The sequence below is a fragment of the Delftia sp. S65 genome, from assembly GCF_016516495.1.
Lineage (GTDB): Bacteria > Pseudomonadota > Gammaproteobacteria > Burkholderiales > Burkholderiaceae_C > Comamonas > Comamonas acidovorans.
This window is the reverse complement of the sequence record NZ_JACVUR010000036.1, coordinates 1-25,216: the sequence shown is the minus strand read 5'-3', so window position 1 is coordinate 25,216 and position 25,216 is coordinate 1. Positions and strand designations below refer to the sequence as shown.

General features: G+C 67.5%; 23 protein-coding genes. 10 read left to right on the top strand and 13 right to left on the bottom strand.

Annotation, left to right across the window (positions count from 1 at the left end; translation table 11 throughout):
- The first annotated feature begins 49 nt into the window (after positions 1-49).
- Together IAE24_RS23165 and metC are read left to right on the top strand one after the other, a co-directional pair.
- Entirely contained in the window at positions 50-1,048 is a 999-nt protein-coding gene (locus IAE24_RS23165) for a Bug family tripartite tricarboxylate transporter substrate binding protein (protein ID WP_199961823.1), read from the top strand.
- The gene (gene metC, locus IAE24_RS23160; RefSeq protein ID WP_199961822.1) at positions 1,048-2,277 is read left to right on the top strand and encodes a cystathionine beta-lyase; all 1,230 of its coding nucleotides are present in this window, start codon (positions 1,048-1,050) and stop codon (positions 2,275-2,277) included. The genes IAE24_RS23165 and metC overlap by 1 nt, the downstream gene beginning before the upstream one ends.
- Before the next feature lie 4 nt (positions 2,278-2,281).
- Here the strand turns inward: metC and IAE24_RS23155 are convergent, their stop codons facing one another.
- Positions 2,282-3,352: an NAD(P)H-dependent flavin oxidoreductase gene (locus IAE24_RS23155; RefSeq protein WP_199961821.1), complete on the bottom strand. Its 1,071-nt coding sequence runs from the start codon at positions 3,350-3,352 to the stop codon at positions 2,282-2,284.
- Between the two features lie 34 nt (positions 3,353-3,386).
- Positions 3,387-4,589 carry a YbfB/YjiJ family MFS transporter gene (locus IAE24_RS23150; RefSeq protein ID WP_043796544.1) on the bottom strand — a complete coding sequence of 401 codons (1,203 nt, stop codon included), beginning with the start codon at positions 4,587-4,589 and terminating at the stop codon, positions 3,387-3,389.
- A 102-nt stretch (positions 4,590-4,691) separates the two neighbouring features.
- On the opposite strand from IAE24_RS23150, the gene IAE24_RS23145 reads away from it, so the two are divergent.
- A complete protein-coding gene (locus IAE24_RS23145; RefSeq protein ID WP_199961820.1) occupies positions 4,692-5,615 on the top strand; it encodes a LysR family transcriptional regulator in 924 nt (307 codons plus the stop codon).
- A 3-nt stretch (positions 5,616-5,618) separates the two neighbouring features.
- On the opposite strand, the gene IAE24_RS23140 is transcribed toward IAE24_RS23145, so the two are convergent.
- The 6 genes from IAE24_RS23140 to IAE24_RS23115 form a co-directional block, all read right to left on the bottom strand.
- Positions 5,619-6,980, bottom strand: coding sequence for a HipA domain-containing protein (locus tag IAE24_RS23140; RefSeq protein ID WP_199961819.1), 1,362 nt, complete (start codon positions 6,978-6,980; stop codon positions 5,619-5,621).
- Between the two features lie 7 nt (positions 6,981-6,987).
- The gene (locus IAE24_RS23135; RefSeq protein WP_199961818.1) at positions 6,988-7,287 is read right to left on the bottom strand and encodes a helix-turn-helix domain-containing protein; all 300 of its coding nucleotides are present in this window, start codon (positions 7,285-7,287) and stop codon (positions 6,988-6,990) included.
- Positions 7,288-7,459: 172 nt separating this feature from the next.
- A complete protein-coding gene (locus IAE24_RS23130; protein ID WP_199961817.1) occupies positions 7,460-9,109 on the bottom strand; it encodes a YifB family Mg chelatase-like AAA ATPase in 1,650 nt (549 codons plus the stop codon).
- A 166-nt stretch (positions 9,110-9,275) separates the two neighbouring features.
- A complete protein-coding gene (locus tag IAE24_RS23125; RefSeq protein WP_013800161.1) occupies positions 9,276-10,658 on the bottom strand; it encodes a tripartite tricarboxylate transporter permease in 1,383 nt (460 codons plus the stop codon).
- 1 nt (position 10,659) lies between these two features.
- Positions 10,660-11,085 (bottom strand): hypothetical protein, encoded by a 426-nt coding sequence (locus tag IAE24_RS23120; protein WP_016448616.1) that lies wholly within the window; start codon positions 11,083-11,085, stop codon positions 10,660-10,662.
- A gap of 41 nt (positions 11,086-11,126) precedes the next feature.
- Positions 11,127-12,416 carry a hydroxymethylglutaryl-CoA reductase, degradative gene (locus IAE24_RS23115; RefSeq protein WP_199961816.1) on the bottom strand — a complete coding sequence of 430 codons (1,290 nt, stop codon included), beginning with the start codon at positions 12,414-12,416 and terminating at the stop codon, positions 11,127-11,129.
- Between the two features lie 118 nt (positions 12,417-12,534).
- Between IAE24_RS23115 and IAE24_RS23110 the strand changes: the two genes are divergently transcribed.
- Complete coding sequence (locus IAE24_RS23110; protein ID WP_043823186.1) at positions 12,535-13,941, top strand: aminotransferase-like domain-containing protein; 1,407 nt, start codon at positions 12,535-12,537, stop codon at positions 13,939-13,941.
- On the opposite strand, the gene IAE24_RS23105 is transcribed toward IAE24_RS23110, so the two are convergent.
- Positions 13,929-14,903, bottom strand: coding sequence for a LysR family transcriptional regulator (locus IAE24_RS23105; protein ID WP_233626340.1), 975 nt, complete (start codon positions 14,901-14,903; stop codon positions 13,929-13,931). The two genes, IAE24_RS23110 and IAE24_RS23105, sit on opposite strands and share 13 nt — an antisense overlap.
- Positions 14,904-15,152: 249 nt before the next feature.
- Here IAE24_RS23105 and IAE24_RS23100 point away from each other — a divergent pair, with 249 nt between their 5' ends.
- Genes IAE24_RS23100 through aldA form a run of 4 tightly spaced genes read left to right on the top strand, consistent with a single transcriptional unit; the run spans position 15,153 to position 19,936 of the window.
- Complete coding sequence (locus IAE24_RS23100; protein WP_013800166.1) at positions 15,153-16,448, top strand: MFS transporter; 1,296 nt, start codon at positions 15,153-15,155, stop codon at positions 16,446-16,448.
- 29 nt (positions 16,449-16,477) lie between these two features.
- On the top strand, positions 16,478-17,665 hold the full coding sequence (gene rhmD / locus IAE24_RS23095; protein ID WP_016452099.1) for an L-rhamnonate dehydratase: 1,188 nt from the start codon (positions 16,478-16,480) through the stop codon (positions 17,663-17,665).
- 11 nt (positions 17,666-17,676) lie between these two features.
- Positions 17,677-18,486 (top strand): HpcH/HpaI aldolase family protein, encoded by an 810-nt coding sequence (locus tag IAE24_RS23090; protein ID WP_199961814.1) that lies wholly within the window; start codon positions 17,677-17,679, stop codon positions 18,484-18,486.
- 16 nt (positions 18,487-18,502) lie between these two features.
- Positions 18,503-19,936: an aldehyde dehydrogenase gene (gene aldA, locus IAE24_RS23085; protein ID WP_199961813.1), complete on the top strand. Its 1,434-nt coding sequence runs from the start codon at positions 18,503-18,505 to the stop codon at positions 19,934-19,936.
- 21 nt (positions 19,937-19,957) lie between these two features.
- On the opposite strand, the gene IAE24_RS23080 is transcribed toward aldA, so the two are convergent.
- A complete protein-coding gene (locus tag IAE24_RS23080; RefSeq protein WP_013800170.1) occupies positions 19,958-20,473 on the bottom strand; it encodes a MarR family winged helix-turn-helix transcriptional regulator in 516 nt (171 codons plus the stop codon).
- 102 nt (positions 20,474-20,575) lie between these two features.
- On the opposite strand from IAE24_RS23080, the gene IAE24_RS23075 reads away from it, so the two are divergent.
- Entirely contained in the window at positions 20,576-21,553 is a 978-nt protein-coding gene (locus tag IAE24_RS23075) for a tripartite tricarboxylate transporter substrate binding protein (RefSeq protein ID WP_013800171.1), read from the top strand.
- 85 nt (positions 21,554-21,638) lie between these two features.
- On the top strand, positions 21,639-22,967 hold the full coding sequence (locus IAE24_RS23070; protein ID WP_063327736.1) for a sulfatase family protein: 1,329 nt from the start codon (positions 21,639-21,641) through the stop codon (positions 22,965-22,967).
- 68 nt (positions 22,968-23,035) lie between these two features.
- On the opposite strand, the gene IAE24_RS23065 is transcribed toward IAE24_RS23070, so the two are convergent.
- The 3 genes from IAE24_RS23065 to IAE24_RS23055 form a co-directional block, all read right to left on the bottom strand.
- On the bottom strand, positions 23,036-23,899 hold the full coding sequence (locus IAE24_RS23065; RefSeq protein ID WP_199961812.1) for a DUF4034 domain-containing protein: 864 nt from the start codon (positions 23,897-23,899) through the stop codon (positions 23,036-23,038).
- A 293-nt stretch (positions 23,900-24,192) separates the two neighbouring features.
- Positions 24,193-24,654, bottom strand: a complete 462-nt coding sequence (locus tag IAE24_RS23060; RefSeq protein ID WP_200016390.1) for a hypothetical protein — start codon at positions 24,652-24,654, stop codon at positions 24,193-24,195.
- Between the two features lie 13 nt (positions 24,655-24,667).
- Positions 24,668-25,216: RHS repeat-associated core domain-containing protein (locus IAE24_RS23055; protein ID WP_199961810.1), on the bottom strand; the 549-nt coding region annotated here is incomplete at its 5' end.

Below are 25,216 nucleotides of genomic sequence, written 5' to 3'. Positions count from 1 at the left end.
TTGCCGTAGAGCGACATAAATCAGATCACATAACGACAGGAGACAAGACATGTTCGCAATCCCCACCCTGGCCAGGATGCTGGCCGCCGGCCTCGCGGCCCTGGCCATGCTCTCGCAGGCCACGGCCGAGCCGCTGGCTGCGCGCAACGGCTATCCGGGCCAGCCGATCCGCTTCATCTCGCCCTTCCCGCCGGGCGGCGGCAACGACGCCAGCACGCGCTGGGTCACCACGCGGCTGACCGAGGCCACGGGCCAGCCCTCCGTGGTGGAAAACCGGGGCGGTGCGGGCGGCAACATCGGCGCCAAGGCCGTGGCCGAGGCCAAGCCCGATGGCTACACCGTGCTCACGGGGCAGGTCTCGCTGATGGCGGTGAACCCCGCGCTCTACAGCGCGCCGGGCTTCGATCCGCTCAAGAACTTCGTGCCCATCACGCAGATCAACGCGGCGCCGCTGGCCATCGTGGTGGCCTCGGCCTCGCCCCTCAAGAGCTTTGCCGACCTGGTGGCGCGCAGCAAGGGCGAGCCGGGCCGCGTCACCTATGCCACGCCCGGCAACGGCACGCTGTCGCACCTGGTGGGCGTGGTGCTGTCCAAGGAAAACGGCGTACCCATGACCCATGTGCCCTACAAGGGCGCGGGGCCGGCCATCAACGATCTGCTGGGCCAGCAGGTCGATGTGCTGATCACCTCCACCTCGTCCGTGGCCGGCATGATCCAGGCGGGCCAGGTGCGTGCGCTGGCCGTCACCAGCCCGCGCCGCATCGGCGTGTTCGGCAAGGTGCCCACGCTGGAGGAACTGGGCCTGCGCAATGCGCGCTTCGAGGACTGGTACGGCTTCTTTGCTCCCGCCGGCACGCCGCCCGAGCGCGTTGCCTATCTGCACGACGCCATCGTGCGCACCCTGCAACTGCCGGAAGTGACCAAACTCGTCGTCGATGGCGGCAGCGAAGTCGTGGCCAATACGCCCGAGGCCTTTGCCGCCCAGCTGCGCCAGGACATGGAGCGCTGGTCGCGCGTGGTCAAGCTCTCGGGCGCGAAGATCGACTGATGGCTGCCGAACACGCCCCCGTGCCTGGCTCATCGGCCCCTGGCGCCCCCGCGCTGGACCTGCAGACCCGGCTGCTGCATGCGGGCAAGCGCCCGGCCTATGCGGGCGGCGCGGCCGTCAACCCGCCCCTGGTGCGCGCCAGCACCGTGCTGTTCGAAAGCACGGCACAGCAGCGCGAGATGCGCAAGCGCCGCGCTGGCGAGCGCATCTTCAGCTACGGCGCGCGCGGCACGCCCACCGGCTTTGCGCTGGAAGACGCCGTCAGCGAGCTGGAAGGCGCCCACCGCACGCGGCTGCTGCCCACCGGCCTGGCGGCCATCGGCATGGCCCTGCTCAGCTACCTGCGCCCCGGCGACCATGTGCTGCTGACCGACAGCGCCTACCAGCCCGTGCGCCACCTGGCCGGGCAATGGCTGCGGCCCTACGGCATCGAGTACGACTTCTTCGCGGCCGATGGCAGCGACGCCCAGGCGCGCATGCGCCCCAACACCCGCATGGTCTATGCCGAATGCCCGGGCTCCCTGGTCTACGAGATGTGCGACCTGCCCGCGCTGGCGGCCATGGCCCATGCGCGCGGCGCCCTGGTCGTGGCCGACAACACCTGGGGGTCGGGCTGCCAGTACCGGCCGCTGGCGCTGGGGGCCGATGTCTCGGTGATGGCAGCCACCAAGTACCTGTCGGGCCACTCCGACGTGATGATGGGCACCGTGGCCACCACCGAGGCCGCCTGGGAGCCACTGGCCGCGCGCTGCGATGCCTTCGGCATGGCGGTCAGCCCCGACGATGCCTGGCTGGTGCTGCGCGGCATGCGCTCGCTGGCCGCACGGCTGCAGATGCACGAGGCGCATGCGCTGGAGGTGGCGCACTGGCTGCAGCAGCACCCGGCCGTGGCCACCGTGTTCTGCCCCGCGCTGCCCACGCACCCCGGCCATGCGCTGTGGCTGCGCGACTGCCAGGGCACCAACGGCCTGGTGTCGCTGGAGCTGCAGCCCGGCACCGCCGAGGCCGCCGTGGACCGCTTCATCGACGGCCTGCGCCTCTTCGGCATCGGCGCCTCCTGGGGCGGCTACGAAAGCCTGGCGACGGCCGCGCACATGGCGCAGGCGCGCAGCGTCACCGACTGGAGTGCGCGCGGGCACGTGGTGCGCCTGCACATCGGCCTGGAGTCGCCGCGCGACCTCATCGCCGACCTGGAGCAGGGGTTGGCGGCGCTGGACATGCCTGCCTGAGCGATCAGGCCCTCTGAGCGCGCGCCAGTTCGCCGGCCAGCGTCTGCACCAGCGCAGCGGCCGGCATCTCACGCGCCAGCGGCGCACCCTGGCCGGCCCAGTGGGCTGCGTAGTCGGAGCTGCCTTGGGCGGACGCCGCCTGGTGCAGCGCCTTGCCCGCGTCGTAGACGCGCGGGTAGTCGGGCAGGGGCTGGCCATGGCTGGCGCCCAGCACATGCAGCCGGTTGACCATGCCGCGCGCCGGCCGGCCCGAGATGGCGGCGGTGATGCCTGTGTGGTGGGCGCGTTCGCTGCGCAGCTCGGCACGGTAGGCCGGGCTGGCGGACGATTCAGGGCAGAGGATGAAGGCCGTGCCCAGCTGCGCCGCACAGGCGCCCAGGCCCAGCGCGGCCGCAATGCCCTCGCCGTCCATGATGCCGCCCGCCGCGATCACCGGCAGGGCCGTGTTGCGCGCCAGCACGCGCACCAGGGCGAAGGTGCCCATCATGCGGTCCTGCGCGGGATCGAACGTGCCGCGGTGTCCCCCGGCCTCCACGCCCTGGGCCACGATGGCATCGACACCGGCCTGCTCCACCTGGCGCGCCTCGTCCAGCGACGTGGCGCTGGCCAGGGTCACGATGCCGGCCGCGCGCAGCGCGTCGATGAAGCCCTGCTCAGGCAGCCCGAAATGAAAGCTCACCACGGCAGGCCGCTCCTGCAGCAGCATGGCCTGCAGCGCCGCGTTGCCGACGGCGGTGGCGTAGATCTCGTTCAGGTCGGCCGGCGGCTTGGCGCCAAAGCGCGCGAACTCGGGCGCCAGATGGGCCAGCCAGGCGGCCTCGCGCTGCGCATCGGCCCGGGCCGGGCGGTGGCAGAACAGGTTGACGTTGAAGGCGCCCGAGGTCAGCGCGCGCGTCTGCACGAGCTGCTGGCGCGCCTGCTCCGTGCCGCTGGCGCCAATGCCCAGCGAGCCCAGGCCGCCCGCATCGGTGACTGCAGCCGCCAGCGCGGGCGTGGACGTGCCGGCCATGGGGGCCTGGATGATGGGATGGCGCATGCCCAGTCGGGCCATCCACGCGGTCTTTGCGGTGCTCATACGACTCCTTGTTTCCTGTCTCGAATCCGCGCACTCATGCGGCGGCCTGCCGGCGCGCGCTTGCGCGGCTGGCGGCGATCATCAGCGTGCCCAGCAGCAGCGACACGCTGCCGATGACGAACAGGCGCTGGTACGAGCCCAGGCCCGCATAGCTCCAGGCCATGAAATATCCCGACACGGCCTGCATCAGCGCAAAGGCCGCCGTGGCATAGCCCCACATGCGCTTGTGCTGCACGGGGCCGATCAGCTGCATCAGGTAGCCCGAGGTGATGGCCGCCATGCCCGGCGACAAGGCGCCCACCAGAAAGGACGAGGTCGCATGCCCCGCAAATCCCACCCAGAACAGCGGCATGGCAATGGCCAGGGTCTTGACCGCATAGGCGCCCGTGGTCGTGCCCCACCAGCCAAAGCGCGTGGCGCACAGCGAGGCCACCAGCGGCCCGGCAATGGCGCCCAGGCCGAACACGGCCCACTGCGTGGAGGCATAGGCATCGCCCAACTGCAACTCGCGCGCCAGGTAGTCCACCCAGAACACCGTGTGCGGCACAAAGCCGAAGGCGTCCGTCATATAGGCCAGCATCACCAGCACCACGGGCAGCGTCCACAGGGGCGCGGCGGGCACGGGCCGGGCATGGGGCGTGATGGCAATGGGTGCAGGCACCGGCAGCCGCCGCACATGGCGCCAGCCCAGCCAGCCGGCCCAGGCGCAGACCGCCGCCAGCGCCCACCAGACGGCGCCCAGGCTCTGGCGCGCCAGCAGCGGTATCAGCGTGGCCGACAGCAGGGCGCCGGCACCTATGCCGCAGAACATCAGCGGCCCCAGGGCCGCGCGCCGCTGCACGGGCGTGGCCGCCAGGGCCACGGAGGGGCCCAGCACCATCAGGATGGCGCCGCCAATGCCCGAGATGCAGCGCCAGGCAAAGAACCAGGGCATGGGCAGCGGCCAGGCGCAGGCCGCAAAGCTCAGCGCCAGGGCCACCCAGCACCACAGCAGCACGCGCAGCGCGCCCAGGCGTTCGGCCAGCGGCGCGGCGGCCAGCGCCCCGATCAGATAGCCCAGCAGGTTGGCCGCACCCAGGTAGGCCACCTGCTCGCCGCTGAACCAGCCGGCATGCACCATCTGCGGCATCAGCGCCGTGTAGGCAAAGCGCGCCAGGCCGACGCCGCTGAGCGTGGCCATGAAGCCGGTCAGCAGCAGGGAAGTTTCGTTGCGTTGGATCACGGGAGTGGGCGCCATGCGGGGAGGATGGGCATACATTAGGCGCTGCCGCCCATCATGTCCAATGATTCAAAATGATGGCGTCGATCTCGATTGAAGATGGATGTCACTGGAGCCGCGATGCAACTGAAGTCCCTGCGCATGTTCCTGGCCGTCTGCGACAGCGGCAGCTTCGGCGCCGCCGCGCAGCAACTGCACACCGTGCAGTCCAACGTGACGGCCCATGTGAAAAAGCTCGAGGACGAGGCCGGCGTGCAACTGCTGGAGCGCAGCGCACCCGTGCACGCCACGCCCGCAGGCCGCCTGCTGGAGCAATACGCGCGGCGCATGCTGGCCGACCATGACGAGGCGCTGGCCCTGCTGCAGGGCAGCGCCCGGGCCGCCGGCGCGCTGCGCATAGGCTCCATGGAAACCACGGCCGCGCTGCGCCTGCCGCCGCTGCTGGCACGCCTGCACCAGGCCCAGCCCGGCCTGGACCTGGAGCTGCGCACGGCCACCACGGCCGAGCTGCTGGCCGACCTGCTTGCCGGGCGGCTGGACTGCGCCTTCGTCTCAGGCATGCCGCCCCAGTCCCGCCTGCAGGGCTGGCGCGTCTTCGAGGAGGAGCTGGTGCTGGTCACGGCCTTCGCGCTGCCGCGCTTTCCCGATGCCGCCCAGCTCAGCGCCGTGCCCTTCCTGGCCTTCCGCCAGGGCTGCAGCTACCGCCAGCGCATCGAACTGCTGCTGGCCGCGCGTGGCGTGGCCGCACGCATCATGGAAATGGGGTCGCTGGACGCCATCCTCGGCTGCGTGGCCGCCGGCATGGGCTACGGCCTGCTGCCGCGCAGCGTGGTCCAGGCCCAGCAGCACCGCTTCGGCGTGCACATCACGGCCCTGCCCGGCGCACTCGCCCAGGAAGTCGCCCGCGTGGAAACCTGGTTCGTCGTGCCCGCGCGCCAGGGCTGGTCGCCTGCGCTGCATGCCTGCGTGGAGGTGTTGGGGATCGAGGGTGTGCAGGGCGAAGAGGCCCTTGGCCTGGAGGAAGTCCCGGCGGCGTCTGCCTGAGGCTCAGAACAGGTCGGAAGGCAAGGCTGCTGCCTTCTGGGCGATGTCCACCAGTCTTTGGGCCTGGGCGGTCGCATAGGCGGCGATGCGCTGGGCGAAGGCGTGTTCTTCTGGCGTGTAAGGCGATTCGCGCAGAACCTTGGCCGCCGCACCAGGGGCTGCCTTGGCCATGCGCTGGGCTTCACGTGTGAGCAGCCTGCGGTCTATCGCACACAGGTGGGCGAAATGCGCAAACTCGAAGGGTGTGAGTTCCTCCAGCGCAAAGCAGTCGCCGAAGGCCATGGCCAGTTCCTGGGACACATCGGGATACTGGGCCACGCTGACGAGGTCGTACCAGGGTGCGGTCGCCAGGCCCTGCGGCAGCACGTGGAAGGAGAAGTTCTTGCCATGTGCGTCGCCATTGCCGATCAGTATCTGGAACAACGCCCATCGGATCATTGCCAGCTTGTCCGCAGCCTTCGCCACCGAGTGCTCCAGTAGACCGAACAGCCGGGGAAAGCTCATGCCGTCGCGGTATAGCCGGGCATCGCCCACGCTGCCGATGTGGTGCTCGTACTTGTAGCTGACGGGCAGATCGCCCGCTTGGCATGCATCGATGATGTGGGTGCGCAGGACCCGCCTTTGCGGCGCCTGCCGCGCACGGTCAAAGCGCCTGACTGCCAGCACCGGCTGTGGCACGTGCAGCATCTGCACCTCGGCTGCCGGCAAGCGCATGGCCGCTGCCAGGCGCATGCAGAAATGCTCGTTCACCACCATGTGCGGCATCGCGCTGTCGCGCGGCTGGGGTTTGAGGATGTGGGTGGACGGAACGTTGTCGGGAAGGAAGATGGTGCCTTCCTGCACGCTCTCGCCTTCCACGTGCACGGGCAGCTTGTCCTGGTAGCCGGCCACCGACATGCGCACTTTGCCATCCCACTCGATGAAAGGGCGTGTGTCTCGGTCTGCAATGCGTTGGGCGAGTTCGGCTGTCGATATGGGGCGAGCGGCATTGGCGGCCTGGGGATCGGGCTTGCTGCCGTCGGCCTGAAACCGGAAGGCCCCGGTGGTCTCGGCGCCGAGGGCGCGTATCAGACCGAAGATGTTGCCCTTGCCTATGCCCTGACTTCTGGCCACCACATCCAGCGCCGCGCCTTCGGGCAGCAGGTTCTCGATGAAACGCCGGATGGAGCGCGAGTCGTAGCCCCCTTCGGGAGCGGCCAGCGGCAAGCAGGGCGCCAGGTAGAAAGGCCGTTCCTGCTCCAGCCATGCAGGCGCATACCGCAGCCCCCAGAAATCGTTGTGCGGGTCGTGGGTCACATCGGCCACGTGCGTGCCGACATCGTTCCACAGCGAAAGCGAAAGCGAAAGCGACGGCGACGTGCCCATGTGCGCTTCAGGCCCGTGGAAGTCGTGCCATCAGGGCGTCCTGCTTGGGCGCGATGACCATGGTCAGGCCCAGCCCGTCGAGTACGGCCAGCAGCTTGTCGGAGCCCACGCCGCCCTTGCCGTTCTCCAGACGGGAGAGCAGATCCAGCGACACGCCGCACAGGGCTGCCGTGTCATCGATGCGCAGTTGCTGGGCCTTGCGCATGGCGCGGATCTGGGCGCCGAGCCCGGACAGGTCAGCGATGACCACGGCCCCGGGCTGCGGGCGATCCTGCTGCGGGTCGTTCATGGGCGTGGAAGACGGCATGGATGGATTGGCCTTATTTCTGATATTCCGAAATTTTAGGATTTCTTCGGGAATTTTCAAAACAATTTCCAATATTCCGAAATTCAGGAGTACTTCGTTTCTTTCAAGTGGAAATTTCGGAATTCCAGAAACAGATCCAACAAACCCCGGCAACTGCATCCAACGCAGAACCTCATGGCGGCAACCGCAACACCCTCCGATACTGCATGGCCTCGGCCACATGCCCCGTCTCCACTGCCGCGCTGCCGGCCAAGTCGGCAATGGTGCGCGCCACCTTGAGCGCGCGGTGGGTGCTGCGGGCCGACCAGCCGAGGCGTGCGGCGGCCTTGTGGGCGAAAGTCAGGGCCTCGGGCGACAGGCCCAGGTGGTCGTCCAGGGCCTGGCCCTGGAGCTGGTGGTTGGCACTGCCCTGGCGCTGCACGGCCAGCGCGCGGGCCTGGACCACGCGCTCGCGCACGGCCTCGCTGGTTTCGCCCGAGCGCGCGGCCAGCAGCTCCTGCGGGGGCAGGGCGCCGACTTCCACATGCAGGTCGATGCGGTCCAGCAGCGGGCCGCTGATGCGCGCCTGGTAGCGCGCCACCTTGTCGGGCGTGCAGCGGCAGCGCTGCACCGTCGACCCCCAATGGCCGCAGGGGCAGGGATTCATGGCCGCGACCAGCTGGAAGCGCGCGGGAAATTCGCAGCGCTGGGCGGCTCTGGCGATGGTGATCTGGCCGGTCTCCAGCGGCTCGCGCAGCGCCTCCAGCGCACTGCGCGCGAACTCGGGGAATTCATCGAGGAAGAGCACGCCGTGGTGGGACTGCGAGATCTCGCCAGGACGCGGCGGCGAGCCTCCTCCGACCAGGGCCACGGCACTGGCCGTGTGATGCGGGCTGGCCGTGGGGCGCTGGCGCCAGCGCTCGGGCGTGAAGCGGCCGGCCAGGCTGGCGATGGCGGCGGCCTCCAGCGCCTCGTCATCGCTCATGGGCGGCAGCAGGTCGGCAAAGCGCTGGGCCAGCATGGACTTGCCCGAGCCCGGCGGCCCCACCAGCAGCAGGCCGTGGCCTCCGGCCGCAGCGATTTCCAGCGCTCGCCGCGCCTGGGCCTGGCCGCGCACCTCGGCCAGATCCAGGCTGCTGCGCACTGGGGCAGCGGGCTGAGGCTGCACTGCATGCCAGCCCGGGCCGGAGCATGTCTGGGTGTCGCCTGCTGCCGGCAAGGCGTCGGTTTCGTCGGTTTCGTCGGTCTCGCCGGTGTCCTCGCTTTCGTCGCTGCAGCAGGCATCGTCCGTTTCCTGCTCCGTCTGCACCAGGGCATTGGCCGAGCGAGTGATGAAGCGGCGCACCACGTCCAGCAGGTGGTGCGCGCAGAACACCTGGGCCGATGGCACGAAGGCCGCCTCCTGCGCGCTGCCCGGCGGCAGCACCAGGCGGGCGCCGTCCTGCTGGCGGTGCAGGGCCAGGGCCGTGGCCAGCGCGCCGCGCACGGGCCGCAGCGCACCCGACAGCGACAGCTCGCCTGCGAATTCATGCTCGGCCAGTGCATCGCCATTGATCTGCCCGCTGGCCGCGAGAATGCCCAGCGCAATCGGCAGGTCGAAGCGCCCCGAATCCTTGGGCAGGTCGGCGGGTGCCAGGTTGACGATGATGCGTTTGTTGCTCGGGAACTCCAGCCCCGAGTTCAGCAGCGCCGAGCGCACGCGTTCACGCGCTTCCTTGACCTCGACATCGGCCAGGCCCACCAGCGTGAACGACGGCAGGCCGTTGGCCAGATGCACTTCCACAGTGACACGCGGGGCGGCCAGCCCCAGCAGCGCACGACTTTGAACCAGGGCCAGACCCATGGGCACCTCGCAGAAACGACAGACACAAAGCCAGACACAAAGGAAGAGGCCGCCAGCGGTGCGGCGGCCTCGGTGACCCAGTATGGCAACGGCCTTGGGCCTTGTGGGCGGCGGGTGCGGCGCTGCCCCCAAATCTCAGAATGTTCTGACCCTTGCGGCGCAAAAATCAGAACAGCTTCACCAGCGCCGGAACGCTCAGCACGGCCGTGTAGTAGCCCATGAACTGCACGCCGGTGTTGAAGCCGAAGCCGCGTGACAGCAGGCCGCCGAGCAGGCCCATGGTCAGGATCACGAGCAGGCCCAGCAACTGGCCTTCCCAGACGCTGATGACGATGATCAGGCCCACGAAGGTGGCGATGATGGCCTCGTGGCTGACCCGGCGCGAGACGAACAGCGCCGCGCTGCGCGCGAAGTTCATGGCGAAGGGGTAGGACACGAGGGCCGCCAGCAGCACGGCCAGCATGCCGTAGCCCAGGAACTCCCAGTGGCTGAGCAGGTTGTGCAGGTTGTTCACCTGGCCCGTGGCGGCATCGACGGTGAAGCGCGGCGGCGCGTTGAACAGCGGCGCGGCGGGGCCGGCGGCCACGGGGCTCAGCGGCAGGCCGAAGGCGATCAGCGGGATCAGCGCCTCGGCGATGTAGGTGGCCTCGGTCACGCCGTTGCGCGCGCTCAGCACCGTGGTCAGGCGGTGGTAGGCATGCTTGATGCGCGAGCCCACCAGCTCGCCCAGCACCACGGTCATGGCCACGGGGCTGAAGACGAAGGTGGCGCTGGAGATGGTGGCCGTGGCCAGGGTCCAGCGCGTCTGTACGCGGTCCAGCACCTTGAGCGGGTTGGGGAAGTAGCCCGACCAGCCCTTCACGTCGGGCGCCAGGTTGAACTGGCGCACCTTGTCGCGCAGCATGCGCTGGCGGCCTGCCGGCGAGATCACGGTGAACAGGTCGGCGATCAGCGGCCCGATGGCAATGCCCAGGAAGTAGCTGATGCTGAGCTTGACCTCGTATTTGGCGGTGAGGCTTTGCAGCGCAATGATGACGACCACGAACGGAATCAGCAGCATCACCGAGGCCCAGCGCCCCGCCGAGAAGTAGGCGATGAGGAGGGCGGCGGCCAGGAAGATCCAGGGCGCCGTCTTGGTGATCATGCTGCCGAAAGGCGCCAGCATCACCGCGAACAGCACGGCCAGCGGCACGGCGACAAAGGCCGCGACGATGCCGCCCGAGACCATCTTGCGCAGCGCGATGTGGGGCACGCCCAGCTTGCGCAGCATGTTGGCGTCCTGCAGCAGCGGCGTGGCCAGCGTGTCGCCGGGAATGCCCAGCAGCGCCGTGGGCACGGCATGCGTCATGTGCTTGGCCACGGCGCCGGCCAGGAAGAAGGTGAACACGCCGGCGGGCGGCACGCCCAGCAGCACCACCAGCAGGGTGAGCGGGGCCAGCGTGGTGGTCTCGTCCGTGCCGGAGACCAGGCCGATGGCGGCGAACACCACGGCGCCTATCAGTCCCATCGCGGCCGCGACGGCGATGTCATTGGTCAGCAGGGTTTCCATCTCATGCCCTCCCGGCCTTGTCGGCGAACAGCTCGTAGAGCTTGAGCTCCTTGAGTTCCTGCACCACGGCGGGCGGCAGGTCCTGCACCGTGCCCAGGCCTCCGGGCTGGCGCGCCAGTTCCTCCAGCACTTCGCGGCGCCATTCGGGGTCGTTCGAGGTGTCCAGCTCGGTCACTTCCCGCTTGGGCGGAAAGGCGCGTGCGCAGATCACGCCGGCGATCACGCAGCCTGCCAGGCCCGCGAGCATGGCGTAGGCGTGGGCCAGCTGGCGCGACTCGACCACCGTGGCCAGCCAGCGGCTGGCCAGGTAGAAGCCCAGCACGCTGATGCCGGTGCCGATGGCAATCGCCCAGGCCAGGTGGCGCAGGTCCACGGTGTCGCCCCAGACCTCGGCCAGCCGCCAGTCGGCGGGATCCTTGCTTGTCATGTGTGTCTCCTTGGGTTTTTGTTTGTGGGGCCGCGCGCTGGTCAGGCCCTGGCGCGCAGCGCGGCCAGCACTTCCAGCGCGCGGTCGGTGCGCACGTCGTGCTCGGCGGCCAGCTGGCGCGCCACGGCATCGACCTCGTCGCCCGTGGCGCCGGCCACCAGGGCGATGTTGCGGGCATGCAGGGCCATGTGGCCGCGCTGAATGCCTTCGGTGGCCAGGGCGCGCAGGGCGCCCAGGTTCTGCGCCAGGCCCACGGCGGCGGCGATCTCGCCCAGCTGCTGGGCGGACTGCAGGTCCATGATCTTCAGCGCCAGGCGTGCCAGCGGATGGGTCTTGGTGGCGCCGCCGACCAGGCCCACGGGCATGGGCAGCTCGATGCTGCCGACCAGTGCGCCGCCGGCATCCTTTTCCCAGCGCGTCAGCGAGGTGTAGCTGCCGCTGCGGCTGGCATAGGCATGGGCGCCGGCCTCGACCGCGCGCCAGTCGTTGCCCGTGGCCACGATGACGGGGTCGATGCCGTTCATGATTCCCTTGTTGTGCGTGGCCGCGCGGTAGGGGTCGATGGCCGCGAAGGTATAGGCGTCCAGCACGCCTTCGATGATCTCCTCGCCGCTGCGCTCCTGCGTGGCCAGGGTCTGCGGCGTGAGCCGCACGCGGGCGCGGGCCAGCCGCAGGTCGGCCAGGTTGGACAGGATGCGCAGCCGCACGCTGCCGCCCGTGATCTGCTCGACCAGGGGTGCCACCGATTCGGCCATGGTGTTGACGGTGTTGGCGCCCATGGCGTCGCGCACGTCCACGATCAGGTGGACCACCAGCATGGGGCCGCGCGGCGTGTCGGGGAAGACGTGGACCTCGATGTCCTTGCAGCCGCCGCCCAGGCCGATCAGCACCTTGTCGCGGCTGTTGGCGCGCTCGATGATCTGCGCACGCGCCTGCAGCACGGCCAGGCGCGCGCCGTGCGGATCGGTCACGCCCAGCACCTGGACCTGGGCGCGCATCAGCGGCAGCGTGCTGGAGGTCTGAAAGCCCCCGTCCTCGCGCGCCAGCTTGGCCATGTACGAGGCGGCGGCCACCACCGAGGGCTCCTCCACCGCCATGGGCACCAGCACGTCGCGGCCGTTGACGCGGAAGTTGCCGGCCACGCCCAGCGGCAGCTCGAAGCTGCCGAACACGTTCTCGATCATGCCGTCGGCCAGCGCCAGGGGCAGGGCGCCGGGGGCGGCGAGCAGGGTACGCTCGGCATCGGACAGGCCGCAGGCATCGGCCAGGAAATCCCGGCGCTGGGCCGGTGTGAGGGCACGGAAATTGGGCAGGCGCGAATCGGCAACCATGGAAGACATCTCCTCGGATCAAAACTCTGGTCGCCGGACTGTAGGAAAACTGTACCGCTTTCAAAAGGTACAGTTTCGGGGAACAGTACCATCGCACTGCAACATGAACGGAGGGCGCATGGCAGACACCAGAGGGCGCTCGGCCCCCATTGCCGAGAAGCTGGCCGACCTGATCGGCCAGCAGATCGCCGACGGCGTGTACCGCCCCGGCGACAAGCTGCCCTCGCTGCGCGAGCTGGCGCAACTGCACCGCTATGCCAAGAACACCGTGGTCTCGGCCTTCGACCTGCTGGTCTCGCGCGGCATCGTGGAGCCGCGCCGGGGCTCGGGCTTTTACGTGCTGGGCACGGGGCGCGGTGCCCAGCGCACCGATGAGGACGCGGGCCAGCTGGGCCGCGCCATGGACATCGTCTGGCTGATGCGCGAGCAGCTCAAGACCCAGCCCGACTGCGTGGGCGTGGGCGACGGCTTTCCGCCCGTGGAATGGCTGGCCGACATGCGGCTGGACCGCTACCACCAGAAGGTGGTGCGCACGGGGCTGGGATCGCTGTTCCGCTACGGCAGCCGCTACGGCTATGCGCCGCTGCGCGACAGCCTGGTGCGCAAGCTGGGCGACTTCGGCCTGCAGGCCACGCCGGGCCAGCTGGTGCTGACCCATGGCGCCAACGAGGCCATGGACTTGGTCATCCGCTACTTCGTGCCGCCGGGGGCCACCGTGCTCGTGGACGAGCCCGGCTACTACCCGCTGTTCGGCAAGCTCAGGCTGGCCGGCGCCCATGTGGTCGGCGTGCCGCGCCTGGCCGACGGGCCCGACGTGGCCGCGCTCGAGTCACTGCTGGCCCAGCACCGGCCGCGCCTGTTCTTCACGCAGTCGCTGGCCCACAACCCCACGGGCTCGGACATCTCGGCCGCCAAGGCCTACAAGGTGCTGCAGCTGGCCGAGCGCCACAACCTGCTCATCGTAGAAGACGATCCGCTGGCCGACTTCAAGCCCACCTCGGCCGTGCGCCTGTCCACGCTGGACCAGCTGGAGCGCACCATCTACATCGGCAGCTTCTCCAAGTCCTTCTCGGCCGCGCTGCGCGTGGGTTTCATCGCCTGCAACGATGCGCTGGCCAGCGACCTGGCCGACCTCAAGGCGCTGATCCACGTCAGCGGCTCCGAGTACTGCGAGCGCATGGTGGACGTGATGCTGCGCGAAGGCCACTACGAGCGCCACCTGGTGCGCCTGCGCCACAAGCTGGGCCAGGCCACGGCCCAGGCGCTGGGCTGGCTCGATGCCCACGGCTGCGAAGTCTTTGCGCGCAGCCCGCAAAGCCTGTACCTGTGGGTGGCCTTCCCCGGTGTGCTGGACTCGCTGCGCCTGGCCGAGCAGCTGGTGCCGCGCAAGCTCAGCATGGCGCCGGGCCGTGTCTTCCATGTCGATCCCTCGGCTGTCTCGCGCTGGTCGCGGTGCAACGTCAGCGCCATGCTGGATCCGAGGTTCCAGGCCGCGATGGGGCAGGTGCTGGCTCAACCCGCCTGAGCCAGCCCCCGGGCCTGCGCACGCAGCAGCGCGATGAAGCGCTGCTGCTCCTGCGTGGGCGCGTCGTCGGTGCGGGTGAGGATGCCGAAGGGCGCCATGGGCACGTCGATGCAGACCGGCAGCGCCCTGACCAGGCCCATGCGCAGATAGTCCTTGAGCGCGGATTCGGACAGCAGCATCACGGCGTCGGTCAGCTGCACCAGCTGCTGCATGGAGTACACCGAGCTGCATTCGATGATGTCGGCCGGTGCGGGCAGCTCCAGGCGCTGCAGCAACTGATCGAGCGCGATGCGCGCGGGGCTGGTGGCCGGCTGCAGTATCCAGGGCCAGTCGCCGACAAGCTCTTGCCAGCCCAGCTTGCGCCGGCGTGTCAGCGGATGGCCGCTGCGCACGACGACCAGCAGCCGCTCGTTGCCCAGTTCCTCGAAGCTGTAGCTGCTGCTGTGGGCCGCAGGGCTGCGCCGCGCAATGGCCATGTCGATGCGCCGCTGGTCCAGCAGGCGAAGGATCTGGTCGCTGGTGTCGCCCATGATGCGCAGGCGCAGCTGCGGGCTTTGCGCCTTCATGCGCGCCACGGCCGTCATCACCAGGTCGGGTGCTGCGCCCATGATGGTGCCGATGGACAGGTAGCCGTAGCCGCCCTGGCGGCGCGCGGCCAGGTCTTCGGCGCAGCGGTCCAGGCTGTTGAGCGAGGCCTCGGCAAACCGCACCAGCTGCGCGCCCAGCGCCGTGGGCCGCATGCCGCGCGGCAGGCGCTCGAACAGCTGGCAGCCGAACATGTCCTCAATCTCGCGCAGCATGCGCGTGGCCGCAGGCTGGGACATGGCCAGGCTCAGCGATGCGCGGTGCAGGTTCAGGCTCGATCCCAGCGCCACCAGCATGTGCAGGTGCTTGTAGCGCAGGCGGTTGAGCAGGCTGCGGTGCAGCACGGGCGGGGTGGATTCGGGCGGCTTGTCAGGCATAAGCACAAGGTATCGGATGTGACCGAAATTCGATTTGTTGAGCATCGATCATGCGCCGTACATTGGCCCTGCGACAAGAAAAAACAGACCCAATCCAGGAGACAAGACATGCACAGCCCATCGCCTGTTTCATGACGCGCTGACGCGACCGGCACCAACGCCGCGGCCGCGCTCGCACCTTCACAAAGCACGCCTTCAGCGCTCCGGACGACCGGGCGTGACGGCCTCTCATTGCCTGCAAGGAAAGTCATGAAAAAACTCCCCGCTCCCCTGCTCGCCAGGATCTCCTGGCGCCTGCTGCCCTTTTTGCTGCTCATGTACATCATGGCCTTCCTGGACCGGGCCAACGTGGGCTTTGCCAAGGTGGCCTTCCAGGCCGATACCGGCATCAGCGATGCGGCCTTCGCCTTTGGCGCGGGCGTGTTCTTCGCAGGCTATGCGCTGCTGGAAGTGCCCAGCAACCTGATCATGCACCGCGTGGGCGCCCGCATGTGGATGTGCCGGATCATGGTCACCTGGGGCCTGGTGTCGGCGGCCATGATGTTCGCCCACGACCAGACCACGTTCTACGTGCTGCGCTTTTTGCTGGGCGTGGCCGAGGCGGGGTTCTTCCCCGGCGTCATCCTGTACCTGACCTACTGGTTCCCGGCGGCGCACCGCGCGCAGGCCATGGGCTTTTTCTACTTCGGCGCGCCGCTGGCCTTCATCTTCGGCAGCCCGCTGTCGGGCCTGCTGCTGGAGCTGGACGGCATGGGCGGCTGGCACGGCTGGCAGTGGCTGTTCGCGGTGGAGGGGCTGATGGCGGTGGCCGTGGGCATCTGGGCGTATTTCCACCTGGACAACCGCCCCGCCGACGCCACCTGGCTCAGCCGCGAGGACAAGGCGCTGCTGCAGGACATTCTCGACAGCGAAGAGCGCGCCAAGGGCAGCCACGGCCACAGCCTGCTGGCCGCGCTGTGCCAGCCGCGCGTGCTCTACCTGGCGCTGATCTATCTGCTGATCCAGGCCAGCGTCTATGGCGTGGTGTTCTACCTGCCCAGCCAGGTGGCAGGCCTGCTGGGCACCAAGGTGGGCCTGCTGGTGGGCGTGGTCTCGGCCATTCCCTGGCTGTGCGCGCTGCTGGCCGCCTGGTGGATTCCGGGCCATGCCGAGCGAACAGGCCAGCCGCGCGGCATCGCCAGCCTGACGCTGGTGATGGCTGCCGTGGGCATGGCTGCATCGGTGAGTTTCTCCAGCCCCCTGCTGGGTGTGGCCGCGCTGTGCCTGGCGGCGGCCGGCTTCATCGCCGTGCAGCCCGTGTTCTGGACCTTTCCCGCCAACACGCTGGCCGGCGCTGCGGCCGCTGGCGGCATCGCCTTCATCAACTCCCTCGGCGCCGTGGGCGGCTTCATCGCCCCCATCGTCAAGAACTGGGCCGAGGGCTTCTTCCACTCCCCGGCGGCCGGCCTGTACCTGCTGGCCGGCACCACGCTGCTGGCTGCGGCTCTGGTGCTGGGCGTGCGCGCACGCCTGGCGCCGGCCTTGGCCGCACCGTCGGCCGCCTGAACCACTTGCACACGGAGCAGAACCATCCCATGACACAGATCCCCACCATCAAGCAGGTGCGCGCCTTCACGCTCAAGGGCGGCGGCGCCGACTACCACGACCAGTCCGACGGCCACTGGATCGACGACCACATCGCCACGCCCATGGCCAAGTATCCCGAGTACCGGCAAAGCCGCCGCAGCTTCGGCATCAACGTGCTGGGCACGCTGGTGGTGGAGATCGAGGACAGCGCCGGGCGCGTGGGCTTTGCCGTGACCACGGGCGGCGAGCCTGCGGCCTACATCGTCGAAAAGCACCTGGCGCGCTTTCTCGAAGGCGCCCGGGTCACTGACATCGAGCGCATCTGGGACCAGATGTACCTGTCCACGCTGTACTACGGCCGCAAGGGCATCGTCATCAACACCATCTCGGGCGTGGACCTGGCGCTGTGGGACCTGCTGGGCAAGGTGCGCGGCGAGCCCGTGCACCAGCTGCTGGGCGGCGCCGTGCGCGACGAGCTGCAGTTCTACGCCACGGGCGCGCGGCCCGACCTGGCGCAGAAGATGGGCTTCATCGGCGGCAAGATGCCGCTGCACCACGGCCCGGCCGAGGGCGAGGAGGGCCTGCGCCGCAACCTGCAGGAGCTGGCCACCATGCGCGAGCGCGTGGGCCCGGACTTCTGGCTCATGCTGGATTGCTGGATGAGCCTGGATGTGAACTACGCCACGCGCCTGGCCCAGGGTGCGCAGGCCCATGGCCTCAAGTGGATCGAGGAGGCCCTGCCGCCCGACGACTACTGGGGCTACGCGGCCCTGCGCAAGAACGTGCCCACCGGCATGCTGGTGACCACGGGCGAGCACGAGGCCACGCGCTGGGGCTTTCGCCAGCTGCTGGAGATGGGCTGCTGCGACATCATCCAGCCCGACGTGGGCTGGTGCGGCGGCATCACCGAGCTGCTCAAGATCTCGGCCCTGGCCGATGCCCACCAGGCCCTGGTCATCCCGCATGGCTCCAGCGTCTACAGCTACCACTTCGTGGCCACGCGCCACAACAGCCCGTTTGCCGAGTTCCTGATGATGGCCCCCAAGGCCGACGAGGTCGTGCCCATGTTCCATCCGCAACTGCTGGGCGAGCCCGTGCCCGTCAACGGCCGCATGCGCCTGTCGGCGCTGGACAGGCCTGGCTTCGGCGTGGAGCTCAATCCCGAGTGCGCCCTGCACCGCCCGTACACGCACTGAAGGAGCCCGCCATGCAACTGCCTGCCAACCCCTTCAAGGCCGCGCTGCGGCGCGCCGAGCCGCTGTACGGCATCTGGGCCGGCTTTGCCACGCCCTATGCGGCCGAGATCATCGCCACCACGGGCTACGACTGGATGCTGGTCGATGGCGAGCATGCCCCCAACACCGTGCCCACGCTGCTGGGCCAGCTGCAGGCCGTGGCGCCCTACGGCACGCACCCGGTGGTGCGCGCCGTGCAGGGTGACACCGTGCTCATCAAGCAGTTGCTGGACGTGGGCGTGCAGACGCTGATGGTGCCCATGGTGGAGACGGCCGAACAGGCGCGCGAACTGGTGCGCGCCATGCGCTACCCGCCCCACGGCGTGCGCGGCGTGGGCGGCGGCCTGACGCGGGCCACGCGCTGGGATGCCGTGCCCGACTACATCCGCACGGCGCATGAACAGCTGTGCCTGATCGTGCAGATCGAATCGCCCCGGGGCGTGGCCAACGCCGCCGAGATTGCGGCCGTCGAGGGTGTGGATGCCGTCTTCATCGGCCCCGCCGACCTGTCCACGGGCATGGGCCACGCGGGCGACGCCAGCCAGGGCGAGGTGCAGGACGCCATACGCCGTACCGTCCAGGCCACGCTGGCCGCCGGCAAGGCCTGCGGCATCCTCGCGCCGCGCGAGGAGGATGCGCGCCGCTATGCGGACTGGGGCTGCCGCTTCATCGCCGTGGGCATAGACATCAGCCTGCTGCGCCAGGCTGCGCTGGCCAACCTGGGGCGCTATCGCGCCACCCAAGCCACGGACCAGGCGGCCCCTGAATCCCGCACCTACTGAACCCAAGGAGAACTCCATGGCATCCCTTCCCGTGCTGCGCAATTTCATCGCCGGCAGCTTCACCGACAGCGCCGAACTGCATGAGGTGACCAACCCCGCCACGGGCGCGGTGCTGGCGCGCTCGCCCCTGTCCAGCCAGGCCGATGTGGACCGCGCCATCGCCGCTGCGCGCGGCGCCCACAAAGCCTGGGCGCGCCGCCCGGCCGTGGAGCGCGCGCAGTACCTGCGCCGCGTGGCGGCCCGCATCCGCGACAACGCCGCGCGCATTGCGCGCACCATCACAGAGGAGCAGGGCAAGGTCCTGGGCCTGGCCGAGGTGGAGGTGAACTTCACCGCCGACTATCTGGACTACATGGCCGAATGGGCGCGCCGCATCGAGGGCGAGGTCATCACCAGCGACCGGGCCAACGAGCAGATCTTTTTGCTGCGCAAGCCGCTGGGCGTGGTCGCGGGCATCCTGCCCTGGAACTTTCCCTTCTTCCTGATCGCCCGCAAGATGGCGCCGGCCCTGCTCACGGGCAACACCATCGTCATCAAACCCAGCGAGGAAACGCCCATCAACTGCCACGCCTTCACCGAGCTGCTGGCCCAGTGCGAGCTGCCGGCCGGCGTGTTCAACGTGGTCTATGGCCAGGGCGGCACGGGCGCTGCACTGGCCGGCCATGCGGGCGTGGACATGGTCAGCTTCACGGGCAGCGTGGGCACGGGCGAGCGCATCGCCGCTGCCGCCGCGCCCCACATCACCAAGCTCAACCTGGAGCTGGGCGGCAAGGCCCCGGCCATCGTGCTGGCCGATGCCGACCTGGACCTGGCCGTGCGCGCCATCCGCGACTCGCGCATCATCAACACCGGCCAGGTCTGCAACTGCGCCGAACGCGTCTACGTGCAGCGCCAGGTGGCCGAGGAGTTCACGGCCCGCATCGCCCAGGCCATGGCAGCCACGCGCTACGGCGACCCGATTGCGCGGCCCGACGTGGAAATGGGCCCGCTGATCAACCAAAAGGGCCTGGACAGCGTGCAGGCCAAGGTGCGCCAGGCCATCGCCGACGGCGCGCAACTGGTCACGGGCGGGCAGGCCGCAGACCTTGGCGCGGGCTTTCACTTCCAGCCCACGGTACTGGCCGGCTGCCATGCCGGCATGGAGATCATGCGCAAGGAAATCTTCGGCCCCGTACTGCCCATCCAGGTGGTGGATGACCTGGACGAGGCCATCGCCCTGGCCAACGACTGCGAATATGGGCTGACCTCGTCGCTGTACACGCGCGACCTGTCCAAGGCCATGCAGGCCATGCGCGAGATCGACTTCGGCGAGACCTACATCAACCGCGAGAACTTCGAGGCCATGCAGGGCTTCCACGCGGGCGTGCGCAAGTCGGGCGTGGGCGGGGCCGACGGCAAGCACGGCCTGTACGAGTACACGCACACGCATGTGGTGTATCTGCAGGGGTGATTGACCTCCTGGACCTTGGCTTCAGGGCGCTGCCGGTTTCTTGCGATTGCGCGGCGCCTTGGGCGGCGGGCTGCTGGCCTCCAGCTCCCGCGCCCGCGTACGGATGCGGGCAAAGGCGCTGGCCATGGCCTGCAGCTCGGGCTCGGGCACGGCGTCCATGAGCTCGCGGTTGATGGCCTGCACCTGCGGGAACAGCTCGGCATGCAGGGCGCGGCCCGTGTCGCTCAGGCGCAGCAGTGCGCGGCGCGCATCGCCCACCTGGCTTTCTTTCCACAACAGCCCCTTGGCCAGCAGAGCCGTGACCGCGCGCGAGGTGCGCGTGCGGTCCAGCTGCGCCTGCTCGGCCAGCTGCGAGGGCTGCAGCTGCCCGGCCTCGGCCAGCAGGCAGAGCATGCGCCACTCGCGCCGTGTGATGCCGTAGCGGCCCTCGCACAGGCGCACCACGCGGCTGCCAGCGGCCGCCTGCAGCCGCGCCAGGTGGTAGAGGAACATGTCGTCGAGCACGGCGGGGTGGCGCCAGCGGTGGAGGTCGGTCATGGGCTCGCGGGCCGGTTTCGGGTTTACGCTAGGGATGATGGATTAGATGCATTGTCTGCGGCCTGCGTACATTGGCCGCAAGACAACGACAAGGAGACAAGTATGCCCAGCCCCCTCGCAGCCCTGGCGCGTGCCGCCGTGGCCCTGACCGCCGCCGTGCTGTGCGCGGCGCCCGCCCTGGCCCAGGAATGGCCCAAGGCCAGGCCCATACGCATCGTCGTACCCAATCCGCCGGCCGGCCCGTCCGACATCTCTCTGCGCCCCGTGGCCGCCGCCATGCAGGCGGCGCTGGGCCAGGCCGTGGTCGTGGACAACAAGCCCGGCGCCAATGGCAACATCGGCGCGGCCGAGGTCGCACGCTCCGCGCCCGATGGCTACACCTGGCTGTGGGCCATGGACCCGGTGCTCACCGTCAACCCCCATGTCTACAAGAACATGGGCTACAAGGCCGACGCGCTGGAAACCCTGGTCGTGGCTGCGCGCTTCTCGCAGACCCTGGTCTGCGGACCGGGCACGGGCTTCAAGTCCGTCAAGGACATGGTGGCCGCCAGCAAGACGCGCGAGCTGACCTATGCCTCGGGCGGCGCGGGCTCGCCGGGCCACCTGGTCATGGAATCGCTGCTGGCTACCTCGGGCGCCAAGATGGTCCATGTGCCCTACAAGGGCCCCGCGCCGGCCATGCAGGACCTGCTGGGCGGCCAGGTGGACTGCGGCTTCCTGGCCGGCCCCACGGTCTTCCCCCAGGTCCAGAGCGGCAAGCTGATCGCCCTGGCCACCTCGGGCAAGACGCGCTCGGCGCTGGCGCCCGAGCTGCCCACCATTGCCGAGTCGGGCTTCCCCGAGTTCGACGGCACCTTCTGGATCCTGCTGGCCGCACCCAAGGGCGTGCCGCCCGCTGTGCAAAAGCGCTTTGTCGATGCCATGAACGAGGCCATCCGCGCGCCCGAGCAAAAGGAACGCGCCAAGGCCCTGGACATCGAGATGGTCGGCTCCACCGTGGCCGAGGCCCAGGCGCGCGCCAAGGGCCAGTCCGCGCAGTGGGCCGCCCTGGTCAAGCGCATCCACCTGACCAACGACTGAAGCCGCCACTAGGGCCTGTGGCCCTGAGGCACCGCCGTTTTGGCGATACTCCCTTTCCCAACGCATCCACTGTCTCCTGGCTCCCATGGCAACCCAGCGCCCCAATCTGATCTTCATCCTGGCCGATGACCTCGGCTATGCCGACCTCGGCTGCACGGGCGCGCGCGATGCGCACAGCCGCGCCACCGATGTCTCGCCCCGCCTGGACGCCATGGCCGCGCAGGGCATGCGCTTCACGCGTGGCTATTCCAACTCGGCCGTGTGCTCGCCCACGCGCTTTGCCCTGGCCACGGGCCGCTGGCAGTACCGCCTGCGCGGCGCCGCCGAGGAGCCGATTGCCAGCGTCCACGGCGACAAGGTGCTGGGCCTGCCGCCTGACCACCCCACCGTGGCCTCGCTGCTGCGCGACGCCGGCTACGCCACCGCCCTGGTCGGCAAATGGCACCTGGGCTACCCGCCGCATTTCGGCCCGCGCATGTCGGGCTACGAGGAGTTCTACGGCTTTCACGCAGGCGGCGCCGACTACTTCGCCCACTGCGACCCGCGCGGCCGCCCCGATTTCTGGATCAACGAGGAGCCGCACGAGGAAGAGGGCTACCTCACCGACCTGCTGAGCCGCCGCGCCGTGGACTTCGTCGAGCGCCAGACGGCCGACAAGCCCTTCTACCTGTCCCTGCACTACAGCGCCCCGCACTGGCCCTGGCTCACGCGCGACGACCTGGAGGAGTCGCGGCGCATCGGCGGCTTCGGCAAGCACACCGACGGCGGCACCATCGAGACCTACCAGCGCATGATCCACCACATGGACGAAGGCATTGGCTGGGTGCTGGACGCGCTCGAGAAAAAGGGCATGGCCGAGAACACGCTCATCGTCTTCACCAGCGACAACGGCGGCGAACGCTTCTCCAACAACTGGCCCTTCATCGGCCAGAAGATGGACCTGCTCGAAGGCGGCATCCGCGTGCCCCTGGTGGCGCGCTGGCCCGAGCGCATGCCGGCGGGCATCGTCAGCGATACGCCCAATCTCACCATGGACTGGTCAGCCACCTTCCTGGCCGCCGCCGGCGTGCACGGCCACGCCGACTACCCGCTGGACGGCATCAGCCTGCTGCCCCTCATGGACGATGGCGCCTGGAACCCCGAGCGCGACCTGTGCTGGCGCATGAAGCACCGCGCCCAGCGCGCCCTGGTGCGCGGCGACTGGAAATACCTGCAGATCGAAGGCGTGGAATACCTCTTCAACGTGGCCCAGGACCCGCGCGAACGCGCCAACCTGCGCGACCGCGAGCCCCAGCGCCTGGCCGAGCTGCGCCAGGCATGGCAGCAATGGGATGCTTCACTGCCGCCCATTCCGGAAGAAGCCAAGGTGTCGCTGGTGTTCAGCCGGCAGGATCTGCCTTCGGCGACGTTTTGAGGGTGTGTGTGCCCGCAGGCTGTGGGCGAGAAAAAAAGGCAGGCCTTTGGGCCTGCCTTGTTTCCTGATTACTGGTACGTCCTGACCATGCCCGCCCGTGCGGCCTCCGAGTTGTCGCACATGTCCTTGGCCTGTTTGTAGAGGGCCTGGGCCTTGCTCTTGTCCTTCTCGACGACTTCGTAATGGCTGGCCTTGGCAAGCACCAGGTTGTATTGGAGATAGCCGGCGCTGGCCGATGGCAGCGACTTCACGGCCTGTGACACCATTTGGTCCAGGCCCTCCAAGGACCCGCCCCAGCGCGGGCTCAGGTAATTGAGGGCATTGACGCGGGCCGCCAGGTTCTTGGGATCGGCCTGATCGGCCGCCTGCAGCCACTGCGCCGCAGTACGCCCACCCACCTGGTTTTCCATCGCGGCCAATCCAATCAGCATCGTCTGCGGCAAGGCCGAGCGGGCATCCAGCGCCATGGCCTTTTGCAGATACGGCTGGGCCTTCGCGCTGAGCTGCTTGACACTGTTCCACTGGCTGCCCGTCACACTGGAAGCCGGCGCGTTGCCGCGGGCGCCAAATGCCTTGTTGCCGTAATAGAGGCCCGCATTGAGCTGGGCAAAGAACGACTTGGGCTGCTGTTCCGCCCACATGCGCATCACGTTCTCTTCCTGCAGGCTCAGTTGCTGCAGTCCCAGCAGATCCCGCATGGTCAACAAGTCCCCGCCCGAGGAAGAAAGATTCTTCTTGTGCTTGCGGGCCAGCTCCTTGTCCAGCGCCTCGAACTTGAACTCGCTGAGCAGTGCAGCCCTCTCGGACTCTTCCAGAGTGGCATTGCCATCGGGAATCAGCGGACACTGCGCGGCGTAGGTGGCAGTGGCTGCGGAGAGAGACAGGGTGGCGAGCAGGATGCGAATCAGGGTTTGGGTGGGTTTGGCGGTCATGTGTCCCTCTTGGAAATGGAATGTGTTGTTCAAAAATTCTCAAAATCAATGTTAGATATATTTTTCTTCCTCAAGAAAATATATCTATCAAGATAAATTAAGCATCGAATACTGAAAATCAGGCTCCATGCAAATAATTCTAGGTCAACATGGTAAATAAATTATTCGGAAAGTCCATTGCGCATGTTATGGATAATCAATTTTCGCTAGTCAACTGTATAACTGCGATTCATACGGTGTTCGCATGCTCACGCGGCATGCGTGGGCTTGTTCAATGAAGGCAGGTTGATTAATTATTTTGTTAATTTCGGATTTTGAATAGAGACTATATCGTTCAAGCAGTCATTGTTGTTGCACGATAATACTATGTGTTTTTCTTTTACATAAAATTTTCCGTCAAAGAAGCCGCTTGAATTAGAGTTTTTTACGGCTTCGTTGTTTAAATTGAATTGCATAACTTTTCCCCAGTCATATGATTTGTAGTCAATCAAAGCATCTTTTCTCTCAAGAAGCCCGCCAAATTCTCCTGCAGGAAAATATATATCGAGAGTTTTTCTATCTTTTTTGCTGAAAAATGGTGTGCTTACAATAAGTAGTGATTCTTTGCCTGCAAATTGAGTGGGGAGAGTCCATTTGCCTTTTACGGTTATGCATTTTTTGCTATTGGGTATGCAAAATTCGGAAGTCTGAGTATTTGAGTAAAAGAAATATATAGCGACCGTGACCGTGAAAGAAGTCAGCAAAATACCAGCCATGTATTTTTTCATTTTATTCACATTCATCAGATGTTGAAATGGTCCAATTCCCTCGCCCTGCTGCATGAGCTGAATTGTCATAACCTTTGGGTGTGGCGCTAACCATTGCGCCGTATTCCGCAGCAACAGCTTTCGCTCCCGATAATCCACCAGAAGTTCCCGCAGCGATCAGTGCGTCTGAGCCAAACTCAAATCCGATCTCTGCGGCCGTGAGTGCATCTATTTTTCTTTGTTTGTCTAAATATCTTAGTGCCTCATTATCCCATTCACTCATCGGGGTGCCTCGCGAGAGTTTTGCTACCAACTCTTCATATGCCTGCTTTCTCTTTAGAATTGCATCACATTTACACGATCTCTTTTTTGCGGATTTCCTTCCAGAAACAACACCCCACAAATCTAAAGCGCCTCCTGCAATATCAAAAAGACCGAGAGGGTCAATAGCAGTAGTTGGGGATTTTGGGTATGAAGTATTTTGAGATCCCCCCGCTAACCCAATCGGATCCTGATTGATATAACTCCCCACCACCGGATCGTAATACCGATGCCGGTTGTAATACAGCCC

Coding starts and splice junctions, on each gene's coding strand:
- IAE24_RS23165 (WP_199961823.1), top strand. CDS start 50: ATGTTCGCAATCCCCACCCTGGCCAGGATGCTGGCCGCCGGCCTCGCG.
- metC (WP_199961822.1), top strand. CDS start 1,048: ATGGCTGCCGAACACGCCCCCGTGCCTGGCTCATCGGCCCCTGGCGCC.
- IAE24_RS23155 (WP_199961821.1), bottom strand. CDS start 3,352: ATGAGCACCGCAAAGACCGCGTGGATGGCCCGACTGGGCATGCGCCAT.
- IAE24_RS23150 (WP_043796544.1), bottom strand. CDS start 4,589: ATGGCGCCCACTCCCGTGATCCAACGCAACGAAACTTCCCTGCTGCTG.
- IAE24_RS23145 (WP_199961820.1), top strand. CDS start 4,692: ATGCAACTGAAGTCCCTGCGCATGTTCCTGGCCGTCTGCGACAGCGGC.
- IAE24_RS23140 (WP_199961819.1), bottom strand. CDS start 6,980: ATGGGCACGTCGCCGTCGCTTTCGCTTTCGCTTTCGCTGTGGAACGAT.
- IAE24_RS23135 (WP_199961818.1), bottom strand. CDS start 7,287: ATGCCGTCTTCCACGCCCATGAACGACCCGCAGCAGGATCGCCCGCAG.
- IAE24_RS23130 (WP_199961817.1), bottom strand. CDS start 9,109: ATGGGTCTGGCCCTGGTTCAAAGTCGTGCGCTGCTGGGGCTGGCCGCC.
- IAE24_RS23125 (WP_013800161.1), bottom strand. CDS start 10,658: ATGGAAACCCTGCTGACCAATGACATCGCCGTCGCGGCCGCGATGGGA.
- IAE24_RS23120 (WP_016448616.1), bottom strand. CDS start 11,085: ATGACAAGCAAGGATCCCGCCGACTGGCGGCTGGCCGAGGTCTGGGGC.
- IAE24_RS23115 (WP_199961816.1), bottom strand. CDS start 12,416: ATGGTTGCCGATTCGCGCCTGCCCAATTTCCGTGCCCTCACACCGGCC.
- IAE24_RS23110 (WP_043823186.1), top strand. CDS start 12,535: ATGGCAGACACCAGAGGGCGCTCGGCCCCCATTGCCGAGAAGCTGGCC.
- IAE24_RS23105 (WP_233626340.1), bottom strand. CDS start 14,903: ATGCCTGACAAGCCGCCCGAATCCACCCCGCCCGTGCTGCACCGCAGC.
- IAE24_RS23100 (WP_013800166.1), top strand. CDS start 15,153: ATGAAAAAACTCCCCGCTCCCCTGCTCGCCAGGATCTCCTGGCGCCTG.
- rhmD (WP_016452099.1), top strand. CDS start 16,478: ATGACACAGATCCCCACCATCAAGCAGGTGCGCGCCTTCACGCTCAAG.
- IAE24_RS23090 (WP_199961814.1), top strand. CDS start 17,677: ATGCAACTGCCTGCCAACCCCTTCAAGGCCGCGCTGCGGCGCGCCGAG.
- aldA (WP_199961813.1), top strand. CDS start 18,503: ATGGCATCCCTTCCCGTGCTGCGCAATTTCATCGCCGGCAGCTTCACC.
- IAE24_RS23080 (WP_013800170.1), bottom strand. CDS start 20,473: ATGACCGACCTCCACCGCTGGCGCCACCCCGCCGTGCTCGACGACATG.
- IAE24_RS23075 (WP_013800171.1), top strand. CDS start 20,576: ATGCCCAGCCCCCTCGCAGCCCTGGCGCGTGCCGCCGTGGCCCTGACC.
- IAE24_RS23070 (WP_063327736.1), top strand. CDS start 21,639: ATGGCAACCCAGCGCCCCAATCTGATCTTCATCCTGGCCGATGACCTC.
- IAE24_RS23065 (WP_199961812.1), bottom strand. CDS start 23,899: ATGACCGCCAAACCCACCCAAACCCTGATTCGCATCCTGCTCGCCACC.
- IAE24_RS23060 (WP_200016390.1), bottom strand. CDS start 24,654: ATGGCTGGTATTTTGCTGACTTCTTTCACGGTCACGGTCGCTATATAT.